The sequence below is a fragment of the Amycolatopsis sp. SID8362 genome (genome assembly GCF_010550475.1).
GTDB lineage: Bacteria > Actinomycetota > Actinomycetes > Mycobacteriales > Pseudonocardiaceae > Amycolatopsis > Amycolatopsis eburnea.
Map to the genome: position 1 here is coordinate 1 of NZ_JAAGNB010000489.1, position 21,949 is coordinate 21,949.

Sequence of the window (21,949 nt, forward strand, 5' to 3'; positions counted from 1 at the left end):
GCGAACGAGCTGGCCGCCTGTTCCCCGCCGCGGCGGACGTCGACCGCCTGCCGCAGGCCGACCTCGCGGGCCACGCTCCCCAGCAGCCGCCCGGCCGCGTCCCCGTGCGGATCGCCGTCGGGCACGGCCACCTCGAAGCGGTCCTGCGGCAACCGGCCGGCCAGCGGCTTGATCTCGCCGAACACTTCGACGGCCGTCGCCGCCCACGCCCCGAAGCCGGTCACGGTCAGCTCTTGGCGAACGGGACGCCGGTCGTCGTGCGGGTCAGCAGCCGGTTGCGGCCGAACCGGTCTTCTCCCGATACCAGCACGCACCCGAAGTTCTCCAGCGAGATGCGGCCGCCGTACTCGTGGATCTCCGACAGTCCCGGGTAGACGTGCACCGAGGCCGGGACGTACCGGCCGGCGAAGCCCAGGCGCATCTCCTGCGTCTTGCCGGCGTGGCCGTGCGAGGCGTGCATCAGGGTCGACCAGAAGACGATGAACTGCCCCGCCCGCATCTCCATCGACACGGCCTTGCTCTCGTCCGGCGACCAGTCCGGGTCGATCTGCAGCTGGCGGTAGTCGTAGCCGAAGAAGCCCCGCCGCACGCCGTTCTTGGTCTTGTCGCGGTTCTTCTCCGGGTCGTAGTGCATGCCCAGCGTCTCGTCGTAGAACATCTGCCGGTGCGTGCCCGGGATGAACTGCAGGCAGGCGGTCTCGGTGCTGGCCTCGGTGAAGGCCGTCCACACCGTGATCGTGCCGCCGTACTCGCGGTCCTCCTCCCAGACGATCTGCGGCTCGCCGCCGGCGTTGGCGAAGGTGTCCGCCTGGTGCCAGTCGGTGCCCTCGTCGCCGGGGTACTTCGGGAAGAACTCCGACCGCCAGCAGATGACGTCGTTGCCGAGGATGCTCGCCACCCGGTGCACGATCTCCGGCCGCGCGATGTGCTCGGCCAGGAAGGCGTTGTCGAGGTGGCGGTCGTAGTTGGAGATGTTGGTGCCCTGCGAGATCGCCTCGGCGTCCGGGTAGACGGCGCGGCTGCGGTCGAGCAGCTTCAGCCGCTCCCGGCGCCAGAGGTCGGCCATCTCCTCCGGCTCGTACAGCGTGAACGGGCCGGCGTAGCCGTTCTTCCGAAAGCCGGCGAGCTCGGCGGGGGTGAGGCTGAACTTGCTCATGACATCAACTCCGGTTCCTGGCCGCGCACTGCGCGCCGACGTGGTCGACGTAGACGTCGAGCGACAGACCGTCGGCGAAGGCGCCCAGGTCGACCTCGACGGAGAGCTGTTTCTGCGTTTCCTGCATGATCCGGATCAGGTCCAGGGACGTGCCGCCGCCTTCGAAGAAGTCCGTGCGCGACGACGTGACGGGGCGCCCGAGCACCTGCTCCCAGATGGCCCGCACCGTCTCGGCGTGGCCGTCGGCCAGGTCCGGCCGCGGCGATCGCGGCTGCGCCAGGTAGATCTCCCGCAGCGCGTCGTGGTCGACCTTGCCGTGGTGGTTGCGCGGGTGCTCGGCGAGCAGGACGCACTGCGCCGGGCAGGCGTAGGCGGGCAAGGACTCGCGGATCCGAGCCAGCACCCGTTGGCGCCGCTCGGGGGTGGCCCCGTTGCGGCACAACGAGAACAGCACGAGGTGGGGCTCACTGCTCGGCGGCGACACCTTCAGCACGACGGAGCCGGACAGATCCGGCTCCGCGTCCGCGATCGTCTCGGCCTCCCGCGGGTCGATCCGGTAACCGTGCAGCTTGATCTGCGTGTCGGCGCGCCCGACGTAGAAGTACTCGACGCCGTCGGCGGTGACGCCGAGGTCACCGGTGCGGTAGGTCACCTCGCCGGAGTCCGAGCGCGTGAACCGAGCCGCCGTGAGTTCCGCGTCGTGCAGGTAGCCCGCCGCTACCCCCGGTCCGCTCACGTGGATCTCCCCGACCTCGCCGTGGGGAACCGGCCGGCCGCTCTCGTCGCGCAAGTGCACGGTCAGGTCCGGGATCGGCACGCCGATCGGCGAGTGTTCCGACGCCGCGAGCAGCTCCGCGGTCAGCGGCCGGTAGGTCACGTGCACGGTCGTCTCGGTGATCCCGTACATGTTCACCAGCCGCGGGCGGGTGTCGCCGCGGCGCGCCAGCCAGGCCGCGGCGGACTCCTTGTCCAGTGCCTCGCCACCCAGGACGACGTGCCGGAGCGCCAGGTCCGCGCCGCGGCGGGCGTCCACCGCGTCGAAGGCGCGGAAGGCTGTCGGTGTCTGGCTCAGCACCGTGACGCCCTTGTCCGCGACCAGGTCGAAGAAGCGCTCGGGCGTCCGGGCGGTCGCGGCGGGCACCACGACGACCTTGCCGCCGTACCGCAGGGCACCCCAGAGTTCCCAGACGGAGAAGTCGAAGGCGATCGAGTGGAAGAGAGTCCACACGTCGTCCGCGGAGAAGCCGAACCAGACTTCGGTTTCCCGGAACAGGCGGTCGACGTTCCCGTGGCCGACGACGACGCCGTGCGGCGCACCCGTGGTGCCCGAGGTGTAGATGACGTAGGCCGGCGCTCCGGGCGGCACCGGCACCGGGGCCCAGCCGGGTGAGACCTCGCTGTCGAAGGCGTCGCTGGTGTACGCCGTGACCGTCAAACCCGGCCGGTCGAAGGCGCCGGCCAGACCGGGATCGGCCACGATGCGCCGCACCCCGCTGTGCTCCACGATGTGAGCGACGCGACGCGCCGGGTGATCCGCGTCGATCGGGAGGTAAGCCGCCCCCGCCTTCAGGATGCCGAGCACGGCGACGACCATGTCGATCCCCCGCGGGAAGGACAGGCCGATCACCTCACCGGGCCCGCTGCCGCCGTCGGCCAGGTGGCTCGCGAGCCGGTCGGACCGGCGGTCGAGCTCCTGGTAGGTCAGGCTTTCCTCGCCGTACTCGACGGCGATCCGCGAGGGTGTCGCCGCGGCCTGGCGGCGGAAGACCTCGTGCAAGCCGCCCCCGGCTCCGGGGTCGGCGTTCGGGCTGGTTGCCATTCGTTCCTCTTCACCGCCGGGAATCACTGATCACTCGGCATCCGTCGTTCGCGTGTGGAGCCGTCCGTCACTCCAGATGTGGTTCACGTGCCCCCACTCGGCGACGCTGCGCACGTCGGGGAAGAACCCGGAACCGAGGTCGTTCGCGCTGGTGTTGCACAGCACCGGCACCCCGCTGAGACGCTCGTAGTGCCGCAGCAGCTCGTGGATCCGCGGATTCTCGCGCTCGCCGACGGTCTGCAGGCGGGCGGTACCGTCGAGGTGGCACACCGCGGGCAGCCGCCCGACCGCGTCCGGCCGGACCCGGTGGTCGTAGAGCATGTACGGATCCGGGGTGCCCGGGTCGAAGAACCGCGGCGCGTCCTCCTCGGCGCAGATCGGCGCGACCGGCCGGTACGACTCCCGCCGTTTGATCCGGTTGAGCAAGGTCTTCATCTCCGGCGACGTCGGCGCGGCCATGATGCTGCGGTTGCCCAGCGCGCGCGGGCCCAGCTCGGCCCGGCCGTTGAGGACGATCACCGGCTGCTGCGACTCGTGGATGAGCCGCGCCAGCTCGGCCAGCGTGCAGTCACGCGCGGACCAGTCCGGCGACTCCCACGCCGTGTCCCGAATAGACGGTCCACTGTAGACGTCCCAGGTGATCGAGTCGTACCCGTGCTTGGCGACCAGCTCGGTGCACACCGTGCCGATGGCGCTACCGGCGTCGTTGGGGAACGGCGGGATCCACAGCTCCGCCAGGCCGCAGGAGCGCCGGATGGCGCTGTTCCACTTGATGTTCAGGGCACAGCCGCCCGCGTAGCACAGGTTCCGCACCCCCTTGTCCAGCTCGTCGAGCCGGGCCGTCAGCGTACGGACCAGCACCTCTTCGAGGAAGCAGTGGAAGGTCGTCAGGACGTCCTGGTCGTCGAAGCCACTGGCCTTGGCGCGGAAGACCAGCTTGAGCAGCAGCGCGCGTTCGAACTCGAGCATCTGCTCGTGGGTGGTGACCGGGCCGTTCCCGGCGACCAGCCGGTCGAAGATCGCGTGGAAGCCCGCCAGCAACGACGGCTGCCTGCGGCCTTTCGCGATGTAGGCCATGTACTTCCCGGCCAGCGAGAGGTCGTTCGGGCGGTAGTCCCGGTACGGCTCGAAATTGACGGCGAAGTAGGTGTAGATGAACCCGCTCATGGGGAAGAGGTAACCCAGGCACTCGAGCTTGCCGTCCCGGCCGTAGTGGAACAGCTGGGGAAAGGACATGCCATCCCAGGAGAGCACGTACGACGGCTCGCCCCGTTGGGCCATCGGGCTGCTGCAATAGGAGGAGAAGATGTGCCCGGCGATGTGGTGGTAGCTCGTGTACTCCCGGCCGAAGTACGAGCTGAATGCCGCTTTGCGCGCCAGCGGGTTCGCGCGGACGTCGTAGAGGTGACCGTACTCGGCGACCTCGAAGGGCACCACCTCCCCGCCCAGCGTCACCGCGAACGGCGTGGTGTGCCAGCCGTCGATGACGAGCGCGTCCACCTCGCCCCACTCGCAGCCGACCCCCGCGAGCAGGCCGGACAGCTCGTCCCGGGTGAGCCGGAACTCCGAATAGCGAGGGTTGTTGTCGAGTTTCTCCATTTCGTGGCAGCGGACGAGCCGATTGTCCTCGAAAAGCGAGACGCCGCCGTCATGACTGAGCTTGATGCCGACTGAAATCATTCTTCGATTACGCATGGCCCCAATTTTCATCGCCCCATGCTGCGGTCGGGAACCGATGCTACCGGCGACCTCCCGTCCGCTCAAGAGCGCGCAGGTCCTTGAATTACACTGTCCCGTCATGGTGAATACCCGGCTCGACCTGGCCCGCGTGCGGGCGGCTCGTCAAGTGATCGACCCGCTTTTCCTCGACTCCCCGAGCTACCCGTGCGCCGGCTTGGGCGCCGAACTCGGGTGCACCGTGAGCCTCAAACTCGAAACGGCGAATCCGGTGCGCAGCTTCAAGGCGCGCGGCACCGAGCTCATCGCGAGCGGGCTCGCGTCGACGGGCCGCGGGGCCGTGGTGTGCGCCAGTGCGGGCAACCTCGGCCAGGCCCTCGCCTGGTCCGGGCGCAGCCGGGGGCTCGACGTCACCGTGGTGGCGTCCCGCCGTGCCCCCGCCGTCAAGCTGGAACGCATCCGCGCGCTCGGCGCCGAACTCGTGCTGGTCGACGGCGACTACGACGTCGCCTGCGAAGCGGCCGCGGTCATCTCGCGGGAGCGCGGAATCCGGCGGATCGAGGACAGCGTGGACGTCGAAACCTGCGAAGGCGCGGCGACGATCGGCGTCGAGCTGGTCTCCGGCGCCGCCCGGTTCGACGCGGTCCTGGTCGCGCTGGGCACCGGGGCGCTGGCCGGCGGGGTCGGCTACGCGGTCAAGGAACTGGCTCCGGAAGTCGAGGTGATCTGCGTCCAGCCGCAGGGCGCGCCGGCGATGACCCTTTCCTGGCACGAGAAGCGCCCGATCACCACGGAATCCGCGAACACGATCGCCGACGGGGTGGCGGGCCGGGTCCCGAACCCGGACGCCCTCGCGGACCTCCTCGTCGTCGCCGACGACGCCGTCCTGGTGTCGGAACACTCGATCACCGAAGGCATGCGGCTGCTGCTCGACCACGCCGGCCTGGTCGTCGAACCGTCGGCGGCGCTGGGCATCGCGGCCATCCTCGAGGACCGAGACCGCTTCGCCGGTCGCCACGTGGCGACCATTCTGTGCGGCAGCAACGTCGACATGGACGCCTACCACCGCTGGGTCGGCACCGTCCCCACCACCGCCGCACCCGTGGACGGCTGAAGGCGGCCGGTCAGCCCCGTGTGCCGGCCGAGCTCACGGGATCGTCATCGGCCGCGGCGCCGGCGGACTGCTCGACCTGACGCGCCTTCCGCCTGCTCCGCGTCACCACCCCCGTGACGACACCGGCGAGCAAGCCCCAGAAGGCCGAGCCGATGCCCAGGAGCGTCACCCCGGACGCGGTCGCCAGGAACGTGACCACCGCCGCCTCACGCCACCGCTCGTCGGCCAGCGCCGAGGTCAAGGAGCTGATGATGGTGTTCAGCAGTCCCAGGCCCCCGATCCCCGCGATCAGGGGCATCGGCAGTGCGGTCAGCAGGGAGCCGACGGTGCCGCCGAGCACGCCCAGGCTCAGGAAGAACACCCCGGCCCACACCCCGGCCAGGAAGCGGCGGGCGGGGTCTTCGTGCGCCTGACGGCCAGTGCAGATCGCCGCCGTGATAGCCGCCAGGTTGAGTCCGAAACACCCGAACGGCGCGAGCACCAGGTTCGCCGCACCGGTCCAGCCGATCAGCGGGGACACCGGCACCTGATAGCCGTCGTTGCGCAGCACCGCGACGCCGGCGAGGTTCTGCGACGCCATCGTCACCACGAACAGCGGCAAGCCGGCGCCGACGATGACCGGCCAGGAGAACTGCGGCACGGTGAACACCGGGGTGGCGACGGCCAGGTCCACGGTGTCCAGCCGGATCGAACCGGACAACACCGCCGCGACGACCCCCGTGACCAAAGCGGCGAGAACCGCGTACCGCGCCCACCACCGGCGGCACAGCAGGTACACCACGAACATCGGGAAGACCACGCCGAAACTCGTGTGCATCGCGGTGAACAGGCCGGTGCCGAACTCGGCGAGGACCCCGGCGAGCAGCGCCGCCGCGATGGCCACCGGGATGCGGTCCATCACCCGCGCGAACCAGCCGGTGACGCCGCTCAGGGTGATCAGCGCCGCGGACACCAGGAACGCGCCGATCGCCTGCGCCATGGTGGCGCCGAGCAAGCTGGTGGCCAGGACCGCGGCACCGGGCGTGGACCACGCCGTGACCACCGGGGTGCGATACCGTAGGGACAGCCCGATGCACGTCGCGCCCATGCCGACGCCCAGCGCGAGCATCCACGAGGCCAGCTCACCGGAAGACGCACCAGCGGCCTTCGCGGCGGCGAAGACGATCGCCGCCGAACTGGCGGTGCCGACCAGCACGGAAATCAGGCCGGCCACGACGGCCGAGGGGGGCGCCACCTGCCGGATCACGGGGAACAGCGACTTCATAAGCCTTGCACTGTACCGAACTCGCGCCGCGGCCGAATTCGCCGCCCGCGGTTTCCGCCTCAATCCCAGGGACGTCGAGAATGCTCGCAGAATCGCTCTACCTGTGCGGTATCGCCTACGCGGTCGGGGACCCCGTGCCGCTCGCCCAGATCGAAGGCGGCGACCCGGAACAGGTGCAGGTCTTCACCAAGCTCGGCCTGCACCACTACCGGAAGAGCCCGCTGAGCCTGCCGGAGCTGTGCAGCCGCGCGGCCGGGGAGACCATGCGCACGAGCGGCGTCGCACCGGCCGATGTCGGCGCGGTGCTGTTCGCCCCGACCGTGAACTCCATCCACGCGCTGGACCTGGACTACCCCGAGGTCGCGCAGATCCTCGGCGACCACGGCCTGGCCGACGCGAAGTTCTACGGCGTCACCTTCTCCAAGTGCGCCAACCTGTCCGCCGCGCTCGAACTGGGATCGAGCCTGCTTCGCGGCGGCGCCTGTTCGAACGTGCTGATCATCGTCGGCGACAAGTGCGCCCGGGACCGCGACCGGTTCATGGACTCCGCCGAATCCATCCTCAGCGACGGGGCCTTGTCGTTCGTCCTGTCGCGCACCGCGGGCGACTACGCGCTGAAACACCTGGCGACCAGCAGCGACCTGTCCCACCTCACCCGTACGTTCGGCGTGCTCCAGTTCGTGGACAACTCGGTGAAGAACCTCGGCCGGCTGTGGCGGGCCATTCCGCCGGAGCTCCCCCGGGAAAAGATGGAAAAGGTGTTCTGCGGCAATTACAACACCCTGATCCAGCGCGGCATCATGCGGGAGCTGGGCGTCGGCAAGGAGGCGTTCTACCTCGACAACCTGCCGCGGCTGGGGCACGTGTTCTCGTGCGACGTGCTGATCAACCTCACCGACTACGCGGCTGCGAACCCGGTGACGTCCGGCGCGGCCTTCACCTGCCTGATGGTGGGTTACTTCCGGTGGGGCTGCTTCGTCCTGCAGAAGTGCTGACGGCCGGTCACAGGTCGGTGTCGGCGATGATCTCCCGCATGATCTCACTGGCCCCGCCCGCGATGGTGTCCAGCCGGGTGTCCCGGAACAGGCGGGCGATCGGGGCTTCGGCCAGGTACCCGCGTCCGCCGAAGAGCTGAAGGCACTGGCTCGTCACGTCCACGGCGAGTTCGGTGGCCCGCAGCTTGGCCATCGCGCACTCGGACATCGCCAGCTTCCCCCGGTCGTGCAGCCAGGCCGCGTGGTAGGTGAGCTGGCGCGCCGCCTCCACATGGCTCACCAGCTCGGCCAGGCGGTGCCGCACCACCTGGTGGCTCGCCAGCACCTGGCCGAAGACCCGGCGCTCACCCGTGTACCGCCGGGCCAGCTCCAGCGCGCAGTCGGCCTCGCCGATGGCCAGGACGGCTGCCGCGAGCCGCTCCAGCTGGAAGGCCTTCATGATCCACACGAACCCGGTGTTTTCGCGGCCCAGCCGGTTGCGGCCGGGGACCAGGACGTCGTCGAACCGGACGGTGGCGATGTCGGAGCAGTGCCACCCGAGCGTGTCCACCGGGGTCCGCGTCACTCCCGGCGCCCGCGCGTCGACCACGAGCAGCGAAATGCCGGCGGAGCCGGTGGCCGGGCCGCCGGCCGTCCGGACCGCGGTGACCAGGAAGTCCGCGTTCATCCCGTTCGTGACGAACGCCTTGGTCCCGCGGACGGTGTACCCGTCGCCGGTCGCCCGCGCCTGGCAGCCGATGCCCGACACGTCGGAGCCGGCCTGCGGTTCGGTGATCGCCAGCGCCGCGATCATGTCCCCTTCGACGGCCGGTTTGAGGTACCGCAGCTTCTGCCCGTGGTCGCCGGCCAGCTGCAGGTACGCCGTCGCCATGTAGCTGTGAACGGACATCGCGCCGCGGAAGCCGCCGTGGCCGAGCCGGCCGAGCTCCTCCAGGTAGGCCACCGAGTGGAAGAACGGCCGTTCGCCGCCCCCATAGGCGCTGGGGTGGTGCAACCCCAGCAGCCCCTCCCCGGCGAGCAGCTTCCACGTCTCGCGGGGGATCCGCCGGTCGCGTTCCCATTCGTCGAGCCGCGGGACGACGTGCCGGTGCAGGAACTGCCGCGTCCGCTTGCGGAACGCCGTCGCCTCGCGGGAGAAATAGATCGAATCCACGCTCACACCGTCGTCCTCCGGCCCCGGGTGGTCAGGCATCGGTGCTGCTCAGGAACCGGCGCGCGTTCAGGTCGAACAACCCCGCCTGCAGGGCCGGGGCCAGGTGGCGGCGCATCCGGTCGATCGCGTCCCGCAAGTTGCCCGAGAAGTCGAAGAGCGGCGCGTCGGACCCGAAGAGCACCTGGCCCGGCACCTTGGCGCAGGCCTCCAGCATCAGCTCCAGCTCGTCCTCGGACAGCTGGTGGAACGAGGAGATGTCGGCGTACAGGTTGCCGGGGTACTGCTGGAGCAGCCGCACGGTCCCCTCGAGGTCCCAGACCATGCCGTGGCCCAGCGCGATGCGGATGTCCGGGAACCGGCGGACCACCGTCTCGAGGCTGTGCGGGTACCGCCGCGCGGGGGCCAGCCGGGGCAGGGACGGACCCGAGTGGGTCAGGACCGGGATGCCGTTGTCGTTGCAGTGCCGCCAGAGCGGCAGCAGCCGCTCGTCGTCCAGCTCGAAGCCGCAGGGCGGGTACAGCTTGACGCCCTCGCACTCGGGCCGGGCCGTCCAGTGCTCGACGAGTTCGAGCGCCGACGGCCCGCGGGAGGGGTCGAAGCCGGCGAAGAACGCCAACTTCCCGCGGGACGCCCGGACCACGGCGGCGTGGTGCTCGTGCACCTCCTCGATGGTGAGCGCCGGCTCGCCGAGCGCCGCCCCGAAGTCGGCGATGAGCAGGATCGACTTGGCGATCCCGTGCGCGGCCATCTGGGACAGGAGCCGGCTGCCGTCCCGGTCCTGCAGGTAGAGGGGCAGCACGCGCTTGACGCGGCTGCCGCCGGCCTGGCCGTCCTCGAGGATCGACTCCGCGATGCCCGCGATGAAACCCGGTGAGAGGCACCGCGCGTCGGCCAGGTGAACGTGGATGTCGATCATGCCTTCTCCGGAGTCCGGGGGATCAGCTCGGGCCGCCGGGTCACCCGGTCGCGCGGCGGTAGAGCGTCGGGAAGATCTCGGGGTCGCTGTAGTCCGGGAAGCCGTTCTCCCCCCGGCGGCAGATGAGGTCGTGGGAGTGCTGGTAGACCGGCTTCGCCTTGTTCAGGAAGCTCAGGTCGCGATAGCGGTTTTCCCCGTCCTGCAGGTGCACCGACAGCGCCCGCCGCGGCGCGCCGGACACGTTGGGGTAGCTGCCGTGGATCGTGTAGCAATCGTGGAAGCTGACTTGGCCGCGTTCGAGGGCCAGCGGCACCTCGACCAGCTTCTCACCCTCGCTGTTGATCAGCTTCGACTTGATGAAGTCCTGGTTCTTCTCGCCGAAGGTGACCAGCGCGTGGTTGTTGCGCCACCGGTGACTGCCCTTGATCACCACCAGGCACCCGTTCTCCGTCGAGCAGTCGTGCAGCGGGATCCAGGCCGTGATCATGCGGTCGGACCGGCAGGTCGGCCAGTAGCGCTTGTCCTGGTGGAACCCGGTGACGCCTTCGTTCTCCCGTGGACTGCCCGCGGGTGCCTTGTAGATGAGCTGGTCCTTCCAGTACCGGATTTCCGCAGCGCCGGTCAGCGCGGCGGCGATCGCCGAGATGACCGGTTGCCGGGCCAGGGCCCGGAGCCCGAAGCTGTGGAAGGAGGCGTAGCCGTCGGCACGGCTGCGGTTGCGCTCGGTGAACCGGACCCCGAAGTTGGGATCCACGTTCCGGTTGCCACTCCACGGAAAACGCTCGTCGTACTCGCCGCGGTACAGCCGCTCGCTGCCCTCCAGGGCTTGCGCGATCAGGTCGTCGCCGAGGATTTTCTTGGAGACGAAGTAGCCGTTCTCGCGGTAGTAGGCGATGTCCTCCGCCGTGGGCAGGACCCGCACGTCGAATTCGTCGTCGCTTGTCATGACCCAGCTCCCGTCACAGCGCCCGCAACCGCTCCACCAGCGTGACCAGATCGCCGACCGTGACGAGCCGGGCGAGGTCGATGTGCTCGGCGACCTCGTCGAGGTCCCGGCCGATGATGTCTTCCAGGCTCAGCAGCAGGTTGATGTACTTCATCGAGTCCATGCCCAGCGACTGCAGCGGCGTGGACGGGGACAACTCGGCCCGGCCGGCCGCCCCGTCCTCGCCGAGCATCGCGACCAGTACTCGGCACACTTCGTCAAACAGCGTCATCTGAGTCGACATCGGCACTTCCCACTGGGCGTTTCGCAGCGCGAACGGCTCGGGCGGTCGATAAGAGAAAAATCGCTGGTCATGAATGACAGTCATTTTCCAGCTGTTCCGACGATCGCTAATGTTACCCAGGTGATCTCCGGTGCTCAAGGTCCAGCGGGCCGAACCCCGTACGCGCCAGGAGCCGGGAGAATTTCTCCCGGCTCCTCGCGAACGCTGTTTCGTGGTGCTGTGCCGCTTAGGCCGACGCTGGCAGCAGGGGGCCCGGCGCCGGGAAGCGGGCGCACAGCTGCTGGACCTCGGCGCGGACGGCGTCGGCCGCTTCGTCGTCCTTGGCGCGCAGGGCGCGGACGAACGCATCGGCGACCGTCACCATCTCCGCGTCACCCATGCCGCGCGTCGTCGGCGCGGGCGTGCCCAGCCGGACGCCGCTGGTCCGCTGCGCGGGGAGCGGGTCGTCCGGGATCAGCTGCTTGTTGGTGGCCAGGCCGGCCCGCTCGAGCAGCTGCTGGGCTTCGCGTCCCTGCAATTCGAACGAGGCGATCGTGTTCACCACGATCAGGTGGTTGTCGGTGCCGCCGGTGACCAGCTCGACCCCGTGCTCGATCAGCCGCCCGGCCAGCGTCTGCGCGTTGGACAGCGTGCGCGCGGCGTACTCGCGGAACTCGGGCTCGGCCGCCTTCTTCAGCGCGACCGCGATCGCGGCGATCGTGTGCATGTGCGGACCGCCCTGCAGGCCCGGGAACACGCTCTTGTCGATCCGCTTGGCGAACTCGGCCTTGCACAGCACCAGGCCACCGCGCGGGCCGCGCAGGCTCTTGTGGGTGGTCGTGGTGACCACGTCGAACCCGTGCTCGAGCGGGTTCGGCACCGCGTTGCCGGCGATCAGCCCGCCGATGTGCGACACGTCGGCCATCGTCAGCGCCCCGACCGAGTCGGCGACGCGCTTGAAGCCGGCGTAATCCATGTCGCGCGGATACGAGGAGTGCCCGCACAGCACCATCTTCGGGCGGACCTCCTCGGCGATGCGCTGGACCTCGTCGAAGTCGATGCGCCCCTTCGCGTCGGCCTTGTACCGGTGGAAGTCGAACACCCGCGCCATGTGCGACACGGGTGAGCCGTGCGTCAGGTGGCCGCCGTGGCTCAGGTCCATCGCGAGGATGGAGTCACCCGGCTCCAGCAGGCCGTAGTACACGACCTGGTTCATGGCGGCGCCGGACAGCGCCTGCACGTTGGCGTGCTCCGCGCCGAACAGGTCGCGAGCGCGGGCGGTGGCCAGCCGTTCGATGGCGTCGGTGTAGGTCTGTCCCCCGTAGTAGCGGTTTCCCGGATACCCTTCGGAGTACTTGTTCGTGAACACGGTACCCAGTGCGGCCAGCACTTCGGGGTACGTGTAGTTCTCGGACGGGATCAGTTCGAGCTCGGCCTGCTGCCGCCGCTCCTCACCGAGAATGGCGTCGAAGATCTCCGGGTCGTACTCCTGTAATCGGTCTCGCATCGCTCGCTCTCTGTTTCAGGAGGCCCGGAGAACGCGCTCGAAACGAGTTGCCGAACGCCGGCACCGGGGCAGGACCAAAACTGCGCGGAAAGCCTACCGCAGCCGGCTCATGCCCCCGAGCGAGCACCCATCGGGCTCCGAACCCGGGGGAACCGGGCCCGGCATGTCACCCTTTCGGGGGTTTCGCGGTCACGTTTCGGTCCGATTCCCATGGCGTTGTTCGAGGTCGGCGGCGAGCTGGTGCCAGGCCGTGCCGACGATGCGCGCGAGGCGGGCAACCGTCATCCGGCAATGCGCCGGAACGCTCGTGACCAGCTGGGCTCGCTCGCCGTGACCGAGCAACCGGGCGTCGAACAGCCGAAGCAGGAAACGCCCGGTGTCGGTGAAGCGCAGCGACGGGTCGACGCGCAGCTGGTTCAGCTCCGATTCCCAGTCCGGGGCGGACCGCGGTGCCGGCACCTCCGGCGCGGGCCTTTTCCGCTGGCGGTGGCCGTTGCGGAGCTTGGCGGGCACGGGATCGCGACCGTCGCGCATCCGGTCGCGCACGTCCAGCGCTGTCGACGGTGAAATCTTGGCGGCCGTCGCCACCTGCCGCACGGGCATGTCAGGGTTCTCTCGCAGGAGGCGGGCCGCCCGTATGCGGCCTTCGGCACCGTGCCCGACAGGACGCCGGCGTCCGTCACGGCCCAGGCGCGTGTTCGACTGTGCGGAATCCCCAGTCGAACGTGCCCGGATCGCGCCGACCGTGCTCCCGGAAAGCCCGGTGACCGAGGCGATCCGGCGATCGGACCAGTGCGGGCGCAGCCCCAGGATCCGCGCCGCGGCCGCGGTCCGGTCGGCCAGCGACAGCGGCAGCCCGCTCTGGATGTTGTGCTGCACCGCCAGGACGAAGGGGTCTTCGTCGTCGGCGGCGAAGCACACCCGCACGGTACCGCGGCCGCGCAATTCCATGGCCCGCAGCCGATGCATGCCGTCGATCACCCGCATCGTCGGGCGGTGCACGACCACCGGCGGCAGCAGTTCCTCGTCCACTTCGGCCAGCGCGCGGACGTGCTCGTGGTCTTCCCCTTGCAGCCGGGGCGAATCCGCCGGAAGCAGGGCGCCGATGGGCAGCCGCAGCATCTTTTCATGCCGATTCCCCGCCGGAGCTGGCTCTGCGGTGTCAGCCGCCTCGGCGCCGGTCACAGAATCGGTTCCCCCGTCGAGAGCGTGCAGCAAGACGTCCCCCTAGGTACAAGATTGTGTCCCCCTCGCCGGCCGTCGCGGCGGAACCACTCAGCCGGACAGTTGATCGACTCCGTCGGCAACCAGCAGTCTAGATAGACGGCGCAACCCCTGTCGACTCGCCTACGCGCCTAGAACCCGAAAAGCGTAACTGACATCGTGATCTTCGAGAGACGTCCCAGCCGCTCCGGCCGGCGAGGTTCCTCGTGGCCGCGTCTGCCCCGGTCAGAGGTCTCCGTTCAACCGCGTTCCGATGTCGATCTTGACGATACGGCTTGCCGCAGCTCCGCGTGGATTCACAGATCGAGCAGCTGCCGACCGGCGGAGCACGGAAAGTGACCCCGACAAGCTTCGATGACGACTGAGGCCGACTGCCCGAGATCATTCCACTATGGACACTTGACGGATGCCTTGCGGCCGAATTTGGGCAAGGTCCGGTGGTTGGTCGCGTAGCCGGCATCGCCCCGGGTCGCTGTCTAGCGGCGCACTGCCCGCCGGCTCCTGCGGTCGCAGGGTCAACTGAGGCCCCGTCGAGCCCGTCAGCGACGGTGAGTCGGGCGACGCCGGCGTGCACGACGGTCACGACGACCGCGGAACCCTGACCCCGAACGGGACGCTACGACCCCCGGCTCGACGTCGAGCGACCAGCCTTGGCCACCCTCGACGCGCTGCGGCCGTCGGGTGCGCAGGGCCGAGACGATGACGCCGCCGACCTTGCGGACAGTGTTGGCCTGTCCGCGCCTCCACTGCCGCGCCCGCCACAGCCACTACCAGCGATAACGCGAGAACGGTCCCCGACTACGGTTGTCGCACCAGCCCAGACCAGGCATCACTCGCCCACCCCCGGGGCACGGCATGCTCGCGATCAACATCACGGTCAGCTTCAACGGCGACGACGAGCGCGCCGGCAACGTCCGCGCATGTGCGGGCGGCCGGTAGGCCAACATAGTCTCGCTCCTGGCGAACTGGAACGTTTCCTCTCGTGCCCAGCGGGGACCGGGTAGCTGGAGTGGCCGATGTAGCAGGCCAGCTCGGCGGGCTCGCCGATCTGGCGGCGGACCGGCAGCTGATGAGCCGGCCGCTGCCCGCGTCGGCCCTTCGAACCACTCGGATTCACGTGACCATCTTGAAACGGCCCTGGGGTCAACCGGCGTCGGGGACGGTTTCGTTGTCGTCAGCGGCGGTTTGCGCGGCTTCTTCGGAGGTATCGGGACGGAGGGCGCCCTGGACCGCGTGAAATGCGTGTTGAGGTAGTCTCGGCGCGCGTCAAGGGGGTACAGACTCGGCGTATTCCATGAGGTCGCGGGCGCAGTCCGCGAAGCCTCTTGCCGCAGCCTGCTCCATGAATGTTCGACGGAAGTCGCTCCAGTCATCGTCCCATGTGGGCAAGTAATCGATGCAGAAGTAGAACCAGGCGTTCGCGTCGGCGCCGTACACGGCCGCCGTTGCATCGGGGTGCTCGGGTGACGAGACGGAGCCGGCGACTTCCTCAGACTGGCTGGTGCTAGTAGATGACATGTATTCGAGCGCGCCTGCGAAGTATTCGTTGGCGTTGTGGACACGCGCGGGAAGGTCGTCGTCAGAGAACTGTGCGATAAACAAGTCGGCGAGCTTTGCCATTCCCTCCCGTTGGGCTGCGTCCTTGAACCAGTCGGAGAACGTGGGCCAGGATGCTTCGGAGCGGTCCCAGTTCGGCAATTGCCTTACGCAGAAACCCAGCCATTCGGGAGTATTGAAATTCTGAACGACAGGAACGGCCGGCGCGCCGGCGTTGGTCTCATAGAGTTCTGGCTTGTACGCGATCTGTTCGAACTCGTCGCTCTCGATGAAGGCGTCGCGCTCGTCGTCATCCGCTATGGCGTCGAGCTGAGTACTCATGGCTTGAGCTACCGGATCGTATTCACCGTCACCGACGCCCAGTTCGATGAGGAAGGCTTCGAAGTGCACTGTCCAGTGAGCGGCTGGATCACTGCGCCGCTGCTGCCTGAAGTTCACCAGCGGCGCGGAGAGCCAGAACCGCACTCGGTCTTCGCGGGTCGCCATGAAACCTTCAAAGGGGGAGTTGTGTAGTCACGGTCCGCGATGGTCACGCTAGTGGTCCTGCATGTCGGCAGGGTGCACGTTTCGGCAGGTATGAGGGCACGGCGAGGACCGGCACACCTCGTGCTCAACTTGCCCGTACATGCGCCGATCACGGGTTCAAGACACGTTGCCGGGATTGCGCCGGCCGGCCATCGCTATTCGCGGCCAAGCACCTCGTGGGTGCTTGTTCATTCAACGGTACCGGCAGAACGAGCTCGGCAGTTCGGCTACGACCGTCTCACCGTCGGCGCCCGATACCCGTTGCACATGGCGTCTCATGGGAGCCGGCGGGATGTCCATTGGTCTTCGTGCTCGACCCGATGGGTACCTTCGAGGACCCCGACGACATCGGGTGGGGCCGCGAACAGGAGATCCGCCGGGGCACGAGCTGATCGTGCGGCCTACTACGACGCCGGCGACGAAACCGGGTGTTCGCCAAGCCGAACTCCGCCGCGGCGCGGCTGGGCTTCATCTGCGCCGGCCCGCGCCTGCCCAAAACCGGCCGAGGAGCGTGATGTCGCCGGTGAAGCTGACCGTGATGTCACCCGCCCGTTCATCCGATCAGGGGACACCACGGGGTGTGTCCGATTCGCCACGATCGATGCCAGAAAGCCGCCTGGCCAGGCTCGGGCGGCCCAACGCTCGATCAAGATCCCTCGATCTGCACGCAGTCGAGGCTGGGAAGAAGCGACAGTGTCATGAACGAGCAAGTACGTATGTCGAAGAAGCGCCGTGGGCGCCGCTCGGTGGCAGGAGTTTGCCTCGCGTCACTCGGGCTGGTCGGTGCGGCCGCACCGCCGGCTCACGCGGATGGCAACGACGGCTCCGACCGGATGGTGTACAACCAGCTCGACCCGGAGCACGGGAGGACGGTGGGCGAACTGTTGTCCCACTGCGAATCGGGGCGTGACCAGTACGGCCACAAGATCAGCTGCACGGCAGGCCGGCCCGTCAAGGGGGAGCGGTACGACAGCCCTCGGCGCGTTGTCGGCGACATGCTCTACAACTGCACCGACCTGCCTGCCGACACGTCCGTGTCCTGGTCGGAAACCGTCGGGCAGACGAACTTCCTCGGCGCGGAGGCCGGCGTCGCCGTCGAGGCGAACGCTGTGTTCTACAAGGTGAGTGCCAAGATCACCGCGACCTTCGGTACGACATGGGGTGAATCGCGGACCACGGCTGAATCCACCGCCGTGAAGGCGGGCCCGCGCCAGGCCGCCTGGGTCGAGCGTTCGGTGCCGATGCAGCGCTTCGGCAGCACGATCACCGTCACCGACCAGGACCAGTGGCAGAACGACAAGGTGACCGGCAAGTACGAGTTCATCGCCGGCGTCGGTGCCCCGGTCCCAGGGGCGGCAGGGAACACATCCACCCATACCCGCCCGATGACCCAGGCGGAGCTGGATTCCTGTCCCCGGGATCCCGCCGGAGCGGCATTTCCAGCGAAGCCGTAACACCGGCTCCGTCCGCCAATTCTTCGTGGCATGGTGCCGCGGGGTGTGCCCAACCTCTTCGATTTCAAATCCTTGGAACCTCGCTGTCGAGGCCGGAAGAAACGAATCAAACATGAATTTGAGGGTGCGCCGCCCTTTGCGGCACTTTGCGGCACTTGCCCTGGCGTCACTGGGGCTGATCACGGCAACCGTTTCGCCCGCGCTGGCGGCCGAGACCGATCCGGCGGACCAGTGGGTGACCAGCACCGACGGCAGTCGTCGGCTTCCTGTCGGCTTCCTGCTGACGAGCGCTTGCCACTACCCCAACATGAAATGTTCTTATGGCAGTCCTGTCAAGGGTGAGGCATATTTGACCGACTACAAGCAGGTGTCGGACAGTCTCTGGAACTGCTCGGCCGACCAGACTTCCACCAAGCGGATTCGCTGGGATGACACAGTGAAGTCATCGGTGTCGATCGGTGGTTCGCTCACGCTCAGTCAGTCCGCCGGCGCCGTCTTCGCGTCTGTGACGGCGAGTGTGAAGGCATCCTACAGTCACACCTGGGAAGAGGCGTACTCCACGGGCAGCGACGCGGCGATCACGGTGAAACCCGGCTATGTGGGCTGGATCTCCCGTGCACAGGTGTTGCAGCCGTTCGAAGCCGACGTCACAGTCTCCGAATCATCGTCATTCCGGCCGTGGCAGTCGCCCAGGGAGTACAAGCTCAAGGTCGGCGTTGACTACCCTGACGACGGCAGTGCGGGACAGGCCGGCCGAGTCGTCGTCAGCTCGCGCAAGATGACACCCGAGGAGCAGGTTGCCCGTTGCGATGCTGCCGGCTCAGACGTCGTGTCCCTGCCGAAGCCCTGAGGGTTTGTACCGGTTGTAACCCTCGTTGCGGAATTTTCGGCCACCTGCAGCATTCATGAAGATGAGTTGGATGAATTACCTCAAGTACACCCCCGAAGTCGAGCATCGTCGCGCGGACGAGGACGAGATCGTCGCGAAGATCGTCGATGAACTGCACGCCCTGAACGCGGTGGCCTACGACAAGCACCAGCATGCGACGCGGGACGCTCACGCCAAGAGCCACGGCGTCCTGCGCGGCGACCTGACGGTCTATCCGGACCTGCCCGGCGTACTGAGGCAAGGGCTGTTCGGCCAGCCGGCCAGCTACCCCGTCATGGTGCGGCTGTCCACCGCGGCAGGCGAGATCCGCAGCGACCAGATCGCCGGCCTGCGAGGGTTCGCCGTGAAGGTTCTCGGTGTACCCGGCCCGCGGGCCTTGCCAGACGACGACACCGGCAACCAGGACTTCCTGCTCGTCAACAAGCCGACCATCCCGTTCGGGCACGTCGAGGCGTACTTGGCGGCCATGCGCCTGGCCAAGAAACAAGCAAAGGTACCGGATGCGGCGCTGAAGGTGGCGGGTGTCGTCGCCCGCACCGCCGGGCACGTGCTTGACGCGGTCCAGTTGCCGAAGCCCGCACCGGTAGCTGGACTCGGCATGCCGAACACCCACATCCTCGGCGAGACGTTCCACTCGATGGCCGCCCTGCGTTACGGCGACTACCTCGCCAAGATCAGTGCCGCGCCGCTGTCCGAGCCAGTCCGCACGCTGACCGGCGTTCCGATCGACCGCGACGGGGACGGGGTGCTGCGAGAGCTCGTCGTCGACTTCTTCCGCGACAACGCCGCGGAGTACGAGCTCAGGGCGCAGCTGTGCACGGACATCTCCACCATGCCCGTCGAGGACGCGTCCGTGCTGTGGCCCGAGTCCGAGTCGCCGCACCTGCCGATCGCGAAGCTCAGCTTCCCGCCGCAGGACGCCGGTAGTGCGGCACGCCGCGTGTACGCCGACGACGTGCTGTCCTTCAACCCATGGCACGCCTTGGCCGCACACCGTCCGCTCGGCTCGATCATGCGTGTCCGGCGCCAGGCATACGAGGCATCCACCAGTTTCAGGCACGCCATGAACGCCGTGCCACGCGTCGAACCTCGGAGTATCGAAGAACTCCCCGGCTGAATCATCCGACCCGCGGGGCCAGCGGGATCTCTCGGCGGTCGACGCCGTCCGCAACGGATTGTCCCTCGTGTGCAGCAGCGGCGCTGTCGCAGGCGCCACGTGCAAGATCAAGGCAGGCAGGGGGCAAATTGCCGCCACTGCGGTCGTTGACAGCCAGGGGTCTCGATCCGGCCGACGCGCCAAGCCCGTCGCGTGTCCGGCTGTACTTGGTTGTTCCTGCTAGTTTCGCGGGGTGGAGTTCTCGGACGGTCCGGTCGCGCCGCCGGGCACGGTTTTCCGTTATGCCGATATGGTGGAGATTGCGTCGTGGTTCGGTGTCGGGCATCGTGCGGTGGCGAACTGGCGTTCTCGGTATGCTGGGTCGCATCCGTTTCCGGAGCCGGATGTCGTTGTCGGGCGGACGCCGGGTTGGGCTCTCGGTCGGAGGGCGGAAATCGAGCGGTGGGCTGCGGCGCGACCGGGTCAGGGTGCCGGTGGCGGGCGGCCACGCAAAGTGGATGCTGACTGAGGTTGAGTCGAGCCGACCGTCGTGGCCCAGCGATCGATCGTGCTGCTCGTCCGGTCAGTCCCCGGACTCCGTGCGCTGGTCCGTAGGAAGCCGAATCGATGTCCGCCTGCACCTCGTGCTCGGCCCTGACGGGCGAGTTGTGCCTGGCCGACATCCTGTGCGGGACTCGGTGTCGTGCGGAGAGGGCGCGATGTTCGCCGGTCCGCTGATCGCGCCGGCAGTCAGAAGCCGGTGATCATCAGGTCGTCGACGTCGAAGCGGAGGTGGTTGCGTACGGCCACGATGCCGGGAACGGCGCTGGTGAGCCGGACGGTCCGTTCGACCATGATGCGCAGCCGCAGCCGCCCATCGAGGGTGACGACGCCGTCGGCGACCCGCACCGTCACCGTGTCCGGTGAGCACGGGGAGCCGATCACCTGCCGCTCGATGTCGTCCTCGATGGCGACGTCACTGCGCAGGAACACCCCGAGCAGGTCGAGGTGGGTCACCACACCCACGAGCCGGTCGGCAGCGTCGACGACGCAGAGCCGGCGGAGTTGTCCGTTGGCCAGCCCGCGCACCGCGTCCTCGACGGGCGCGTCGTCGCGGACGCCGATGGTGGGCGTGGTCATGACGTCGGCCGCAGTCAGCGCGGCGGCCTTGCGCCACCGGGCACGCGCGCGCAGGCCGCCCAGCAGTGGGGGCAGTTCGGCGCCGCAGTGGAACTCCAGCTTCGGGAGGAGGTCGACGTCCGCGACGACACCGAGAAGGCGGCCGTACGAGTCGATCACCGGGACGGCGTCGAGACTGTGGCCGATCATGGTGGCGACGAGATCCTTGAACGGGGTGTCGACCACGACCGTGATGACTGTCCTCGTCATGACGTCGGCGACGCGTGATCCGGGCATCGCGACCTCGCTGTGGTTCACTCGCTGCGCCAGCAGGTTTCAGAGTTGCTAATCTTAGCAACTGTTGATGATGCTGCCTATCGTCGGTGAAAGTGTGAGTGAGGAGCGTCTGTGAGCAGGCTCCTGTACCAGGCGAAGGCCGAGTTTTTCAAGACGCTGGGGCATCCTGTCCGGATCCGGGCGCTGGAGCTGCTGAGCGAGCGGGAGCACGCGGTGGCGGAGATGCTGGGGGAGGTGGGGATCGAACCGGCGAACCTGTCCCAGCAACTGGCCGTGCTCCGCCGCGCCGGCCTGGTGGTGACCCGCAAGGAAGGCTCGACCGTCTACTACTCACTGACCAGCCCGCACGTGGCCGAGCTGCTGCGGGTCGCCCGGCAGATCCTGACCAGCGTGCTCACCGGCCAGGTCGAACTGCTCGACGACCTGCGCATGCCGGCGGCGTCCGCAGAACTCGCTCCGCGGACGCGCGGCTTGCGGGGCGGGTGAGTCGCCGCACGTTCGCGATCACACGTCAGGAAGCACGGTGTGCTGAGTTCGTGGCCCAAGATCCCCCAGGCCGGGCGGTCCGGCATGTGGCCGCCGGGTCGGGCAACGGTTGCGAGGTGGAGATCGGCTCGGCGTTCGGGCGGGTGTACGACGCCGGCCGCTACGGTGCCCGGCAGGTGGCCTCGCCCCGGCACGCCGACGCCTACGGTGTTGCAGCGCGGTGGCGGACGTGGTTCCCGCCTGATCAACAAGAGCTTCAACTTCTCCTACGCCGGCAACGACCATGACTTGCAAACTTCATTAACTATCGAGAACATGGATCGGTCAAATGGAAGGGGTGGATTCGCCTGCGCCAGCGCCCTGGATGCTCTGACGGCCGCGCGGGACGCGGGACTGGACCGGGGAGTCGAGTTGCGCATCGACCGCCACGACGTGGACACGACCGGCTGGGTCGACCCCGCCGTGCTGGTGAACCGGCCGTATCAGGACTGAC

20 protein-coding genes are annotated in these 21,949 nt (G+C 68.4%); 7 read left to right on the plus strand and 13 right to left on the minus strand.

Translation table 11 applies throughout. The features are described 5' to 3' along the window. The 4 genes from G3I65_RS15275 to G3I65_RS15290 form a co-directional block, all read right to left on the minus strand. Positions 1–224, minus strand: a 224-nt coding sequence (locus tag G3I65_RS15275) for a hypothetical protein (protein ID WP_160696703.1), incomplete at its 3' end; no start/stop codon positions are given. A 2-nt stretch (positions 225–226) separates the two neighbouring features. Next, complete coding sequence (locus G3I65_RS15280) at positions 227–1,156, minus strand: chlorinating enzyme (protein ID WP_160696704.1); 930 nt, start codon at positions 1,154–1,156, stop codon at positions 227–229. Positions 1,157–1,160: 4 nt separating this feature from the next. Beyond that, on the minus strand, positions 1,161–2,975 hold the full coding sequence (locus tag G3I65_RS15285; protein WP_160696705.1) for a non-ribosomal peptide synthetase: 1,815 nt from the start codon (positions 2,973–2,975) through the stop codon (positions 1,161–1,163). Positions 2,976–3,005: 30 nt separating this feature from the next. Then, complete coding sequence (locus G3I65_RS15290) at positions 3,006–4,775, minus strand: carbamoyltransferase N-terminal domain-containing protein (protein ID WP_309235473.1); 1,770 nt, start codon at positions 4,773–4,775, stop codon at positions 3,006–3,008. On the opposite strand from G3I65_RS15290, the gene G3I65_RS15295 reads away from it, so the two are divergent. After that, the gene (locus G3I65_RS15295) at positions 4,774–5,766 is read left to right on the plus strand and encodes a threonine/serine dehydratase (protein ID WP_160696707.1); all 993 of its coding nucleotides are present in this window, start codon (positions 4,774–4,776) and stop codon (positions 5,764–5,766) included. The genes G3I65_RS15290 and G3I65_RS15295 overlap by 2 nt on opposite strands. Positions 5,767–5,776: 10 nt before the next feature. On the opposite strand, the gene G3I65_RS15300 is transcribed toward G3I65_RS15295, so the two are convergent. After that, complete coding sequence (locus G3I65_RS15300) at positions 5,777–7,030, minus strand: benzoate/H(+) symporter BenE family transporter (RefSeq protein ID WP_160696708.1); 1,254 nt, start codon at positions 7,028–7,030, stop codon at positions 5,777–5,779. 80 nt (positions 7,031–7,110) lie between these two features. Here G3I65_RS15300 and G3I65_RS15305 point away from each other — a divergent pair, with 80 nt between their 5' ends. Next, the gene (locus G3I65_RS15305; protein ID WP_160696709.1) at positions 7,111–8,025 is read left to right on the plus strand and encodes a hypothetical protein; all 915 of its coding nucleotides are present in this window, start codon (positions 7,111–7,113) and stop codon (positions 8,023–8,025) included. A gap of 7 nt (positions 8,026–8,032) precedes the next feature. Here the strand turns inward: G3I65_RS15305 and G3I65_RS15310 are convergent, their stop codons facing one another. The 7 genes from G3I65_RS15310 to G3I65_RS15340 all read right to left on the minus strand — a co-directional run bounded on the left by G3I65_RS15310 (position 8,033) and on the right by G3I65_RS15340 (position 16,076). After that, positions 8,033–9,217, minus strand: a complete 1,185-nt coding sequence (locus G3I65_RS15310; RefSeq protein ID WP_166640134.1) for an acyl-CoA dehydrogenase family protein — start codon at positions 9,215–9,217, stop codon at positions 8,033–8,035. Continuing rightward, positions 9,210–10,094, minus strand: a complete 885-nt coding sequence (locus G3I65_RS15315) for an amidohydrolase family protein (protein WP_160696710.1) — start codon at positions 10,092–10,094, stop codon at positions 9,210–9,212. The genes G3I65_RS15310 and G3I65_RS15315 overlap by 8 nt, the downstream gene beginning before the upstream one ends. Positions 10,095–10,134: 40 nt before the next feature. Continuing rightward, positions 10,135–11,040, minus strand: a complete 906-nt coding sequence (locus G3I65_RS15320; protein WP_160696711.1) for a phytanoyl-CoA dioxygenase family protein — start codon at positions 11,038–11,040, stop codon at positions 10,135–10,137. 13 nt (positions 11,041–11,053) lie between these two features. After that, the gene (locus tag G3I65_RS15325; protein ID WP_160696712.1) at positions 11,054–11,311 is read right to left on the minus strand and encodes an acyl carrier protein; all 258 of its coding nucleotides are present in this window, start codon (positions 11,309–11,311) and stop codon (positions 11,054–11,056) included. Positions 11,312–11,549: 238 nt separating this feature from the next. Beyond that, positions 11,550–12,809 carry a serine hydroxymethyltransferase gene (gene glyA / locus G3I65_RS15330; RefSeq protein ID WP_160696713.1) on the minus strand — a complete coding sequence of 420 codons (1,260 nt, stop codon included), beginning with the start codon at positions 12,807–12,809 and terminating at the stop codon, positions 11,550–11,552. 189 nt (positions 12,810–12,998) lie between these two features. Further along, positions 12,999–13,994 carry a ParB/RepB/Spo0J family partition protein gene (locus tag G3I65_RS15335; RefSeq protein WP_309235475.1) on the minus strand — a complete coding sequence of 332 codons (996 nt, stop codon included), beginning with the start codon at positions 13,992–13,994 and terminating at the stop codon, positions 12,999–13,001. Between the two features lie 1,305 nt (positions 13,995–15,299). Beyond that, positions 15,300–16,076 carry a hypothetical protein gene (locus G3I65_RS15340; RefSeq protein WP_160696714.1) on the minus strand — a complete coding sequence of 259 codons (777 nt, stop codon included), beginning with the start codon at positions 16,074–16,076 and terminating at the stop codon, positions 15,300–15,302. A 737-nt stretch (positions 16,077–16,813) separates the two neighbouring features. Between G3I65_RS15340 and G3I65_RS15345 the strand changes: the two genes are divergently transcribed. The 3 genes from G3I65_RS15345 (at position 16,814) to G3I65_RS15355 (ending at position 19,575) form a co-directional block, all read left to right on the plus strand. After that, positions 16,814–17,569 carry a hypothetical protein gene (locus G3I65_RS15345; protein WP_160696715.1) on the plus strand — a complete coding sequence of 252 codons (756 nt, stop codon included), beginning with the start codon at positions 16,814–16,816 and terminating at the stop codon, positions 17,567–17,569. A 112-nt stretch (positions 17,570–17,681) separates the two neighbouring features. Next, positions 17,682–18,419 carry a hypothetical protein gene (locus G3I65_RS15350; protein ID WP_160696716.1) on the plus strand — a complete coding sequence of 246 codons (738 nt, stop codon included), beginning with the start codon at positions 17,682–17,684 and terminating at the stop codon, positions 18,417–18,419. A gap of 25 nt (positions 18,420–18,444) precedes the next feature. Beyond that, on the plus strand, positions 18,445–19,575 hold the full coding sequence (locus G3I65_RS15355) for a catalase family protein (protein ID WP_239071199.1): 1,131 nt from the start codon (positions 18,445–18,447) through the stop codon (positions 19,573–19,575). A gap of 729 nt (positions 19,576–20,304) precedes the next feature. Here the strand turns inward: G3I65_RS15355 and G3I65_RS15360 are convergent. Next, positions 20,305–20,970, minus strand: coding sequence for a CBS domain-containing protein (locus G3I65_RS15360; protein ID WP_160695792.1), 666 nt, complete (start codon positions 20,968–20,970; stop codon positions 20,305–20,307). Between the two features lie 111 nt (positions 20,971–21,081). Between G3I65_RS15360 and G3I65_RS15365 the strand changes: the two genes are divergently transcribed. Together G3I65_RS15365 and G3I65_RS15375 are read left to right on the plus strand one after the other, a co-directional pair. Then, positions 21,082–21,456 (plus strand): helix-turn-helix transcriptional regulator, encoded by a 375-nt coding sequence (locus G3I65_RS15365; protein WP_160695793.1) that lies wholly within the window; start codon positions 21,082–21,084, stop codon positions 21,454–21,456. A 207-nt stretch (positions 21,457–21,663) separates the two neighbouring features. Beyond that, entirely contained in the window at positions 21,664–21,948 is a 285-nt protein-coding gene (locus G3I65_RS15375; protein ID WP_163046660.1) for a hypothetical protein, read from the plus strand. Position 21,949: the final 1 nt, after the last annotated feature.

Coding starts and splice junctions, on each gene's coding strand:
- G3I65_RS15320 (WP_160696711.1), bottom strand. CDS start 11,040: ATGACAAGCGACGACGAATTCGACGTGCGGGTCCTGCCCACGGCGGAG.
- G3I65_RS15345 (WP_160696715.1), top strand. CDS start 16,814: ATGAACGAGCAAGTACGTATGTCGAAGAAGCGCCGTGGGCGCCGCTCG.
- G3I65_RS15300 (WP_160696708.1), bottom strand. CDS start 7,030: ATGAAGTCGCTGTTCCCCGTGATCCGGCAGGTGGCGCCCCCCTCGGCC.
- G3I65_RS15360 (WP_160695792.1), bottom strand. CDS start 20,970: ATGCCCGGATCACGCGTCGCCGACGTCATGACGAGGACAGTCATCACG.
- G3I65_RS15290 (WP_309235473.1), bottom strand. CDS start 4,775: ATGACGGGACAGTGTAATTCAAGGACCTGCGCGCTCTTGAGCGGACGG.
- G3I65_RS15305 (WP_160696709.1), top strand. CDS start 7,111: ATGCTCGCAGAATCGCTCTACCTGTGCGGTATCGCCTACGCGGTCGGG.
- G3I65_RS15280 (WP_160696704.1), bottom strand. CDS start 1,156: ATGAGCAAGTTCAGCCTCACCCCCGCCGAGCTCGCCGGCTTTCGGAAG.
- G3I65_RS15350 (WP_160696716.1), top strand. CDS start 17,682: ATGAATTTGAGGGTGCGCCGCCCTTTGCGGCACTTTGCGGCACTTGCC.
- G3I65_RS15340 (WP_160696714.1), bottom strand. CDS start 16,076: ATGGCGACCCGCGAAGACCGAGTGCGGTTCTGGCTCTCCGCGCCGCTG.
- G3I65_RS15315 (WP_160696710.1), bottom strand. CDS start 10,094: ATGATCGACATCCACGTTCACCTGGCCGACGCGCGGTGCCTCTCACCG.
- G3I65_RS15295 (WP_160696707.1), top strand. CDS start 4,774: ATGGTGAATACCCGGCTCGACCTGGCCCGCGTGCGGGCGGCTCGTCAA.
- G3I65_RS15325 (WP_160696712.1), bottom strand. CDS start 11,311: ATGACGCTGTTTGACGAAGTGTGCCGAGTACTGGTCGCGATGCTCGGC.
- glyA (WP_160696713.1), bottom strand. CDS start 12,809: ATGCGAGACCGATTACAGGAGTACGACCCGGAGATCTTCGACGCCATT.
- G3I65_RS15310 (WP_166640134.1), bottom strand. CDS start 9,217: ATGCCTGACCACCCGGGGCCGGAGGACGACGGTGTGAGCGTGGATTCG.
- G3I65_RS15285 (WP_160696705.1), bottom strand. CDS start 2,975: ATGGCAACCAGCCCGAACGCCGACCCCGGAGCCGGGGGCGGCTTGCAC.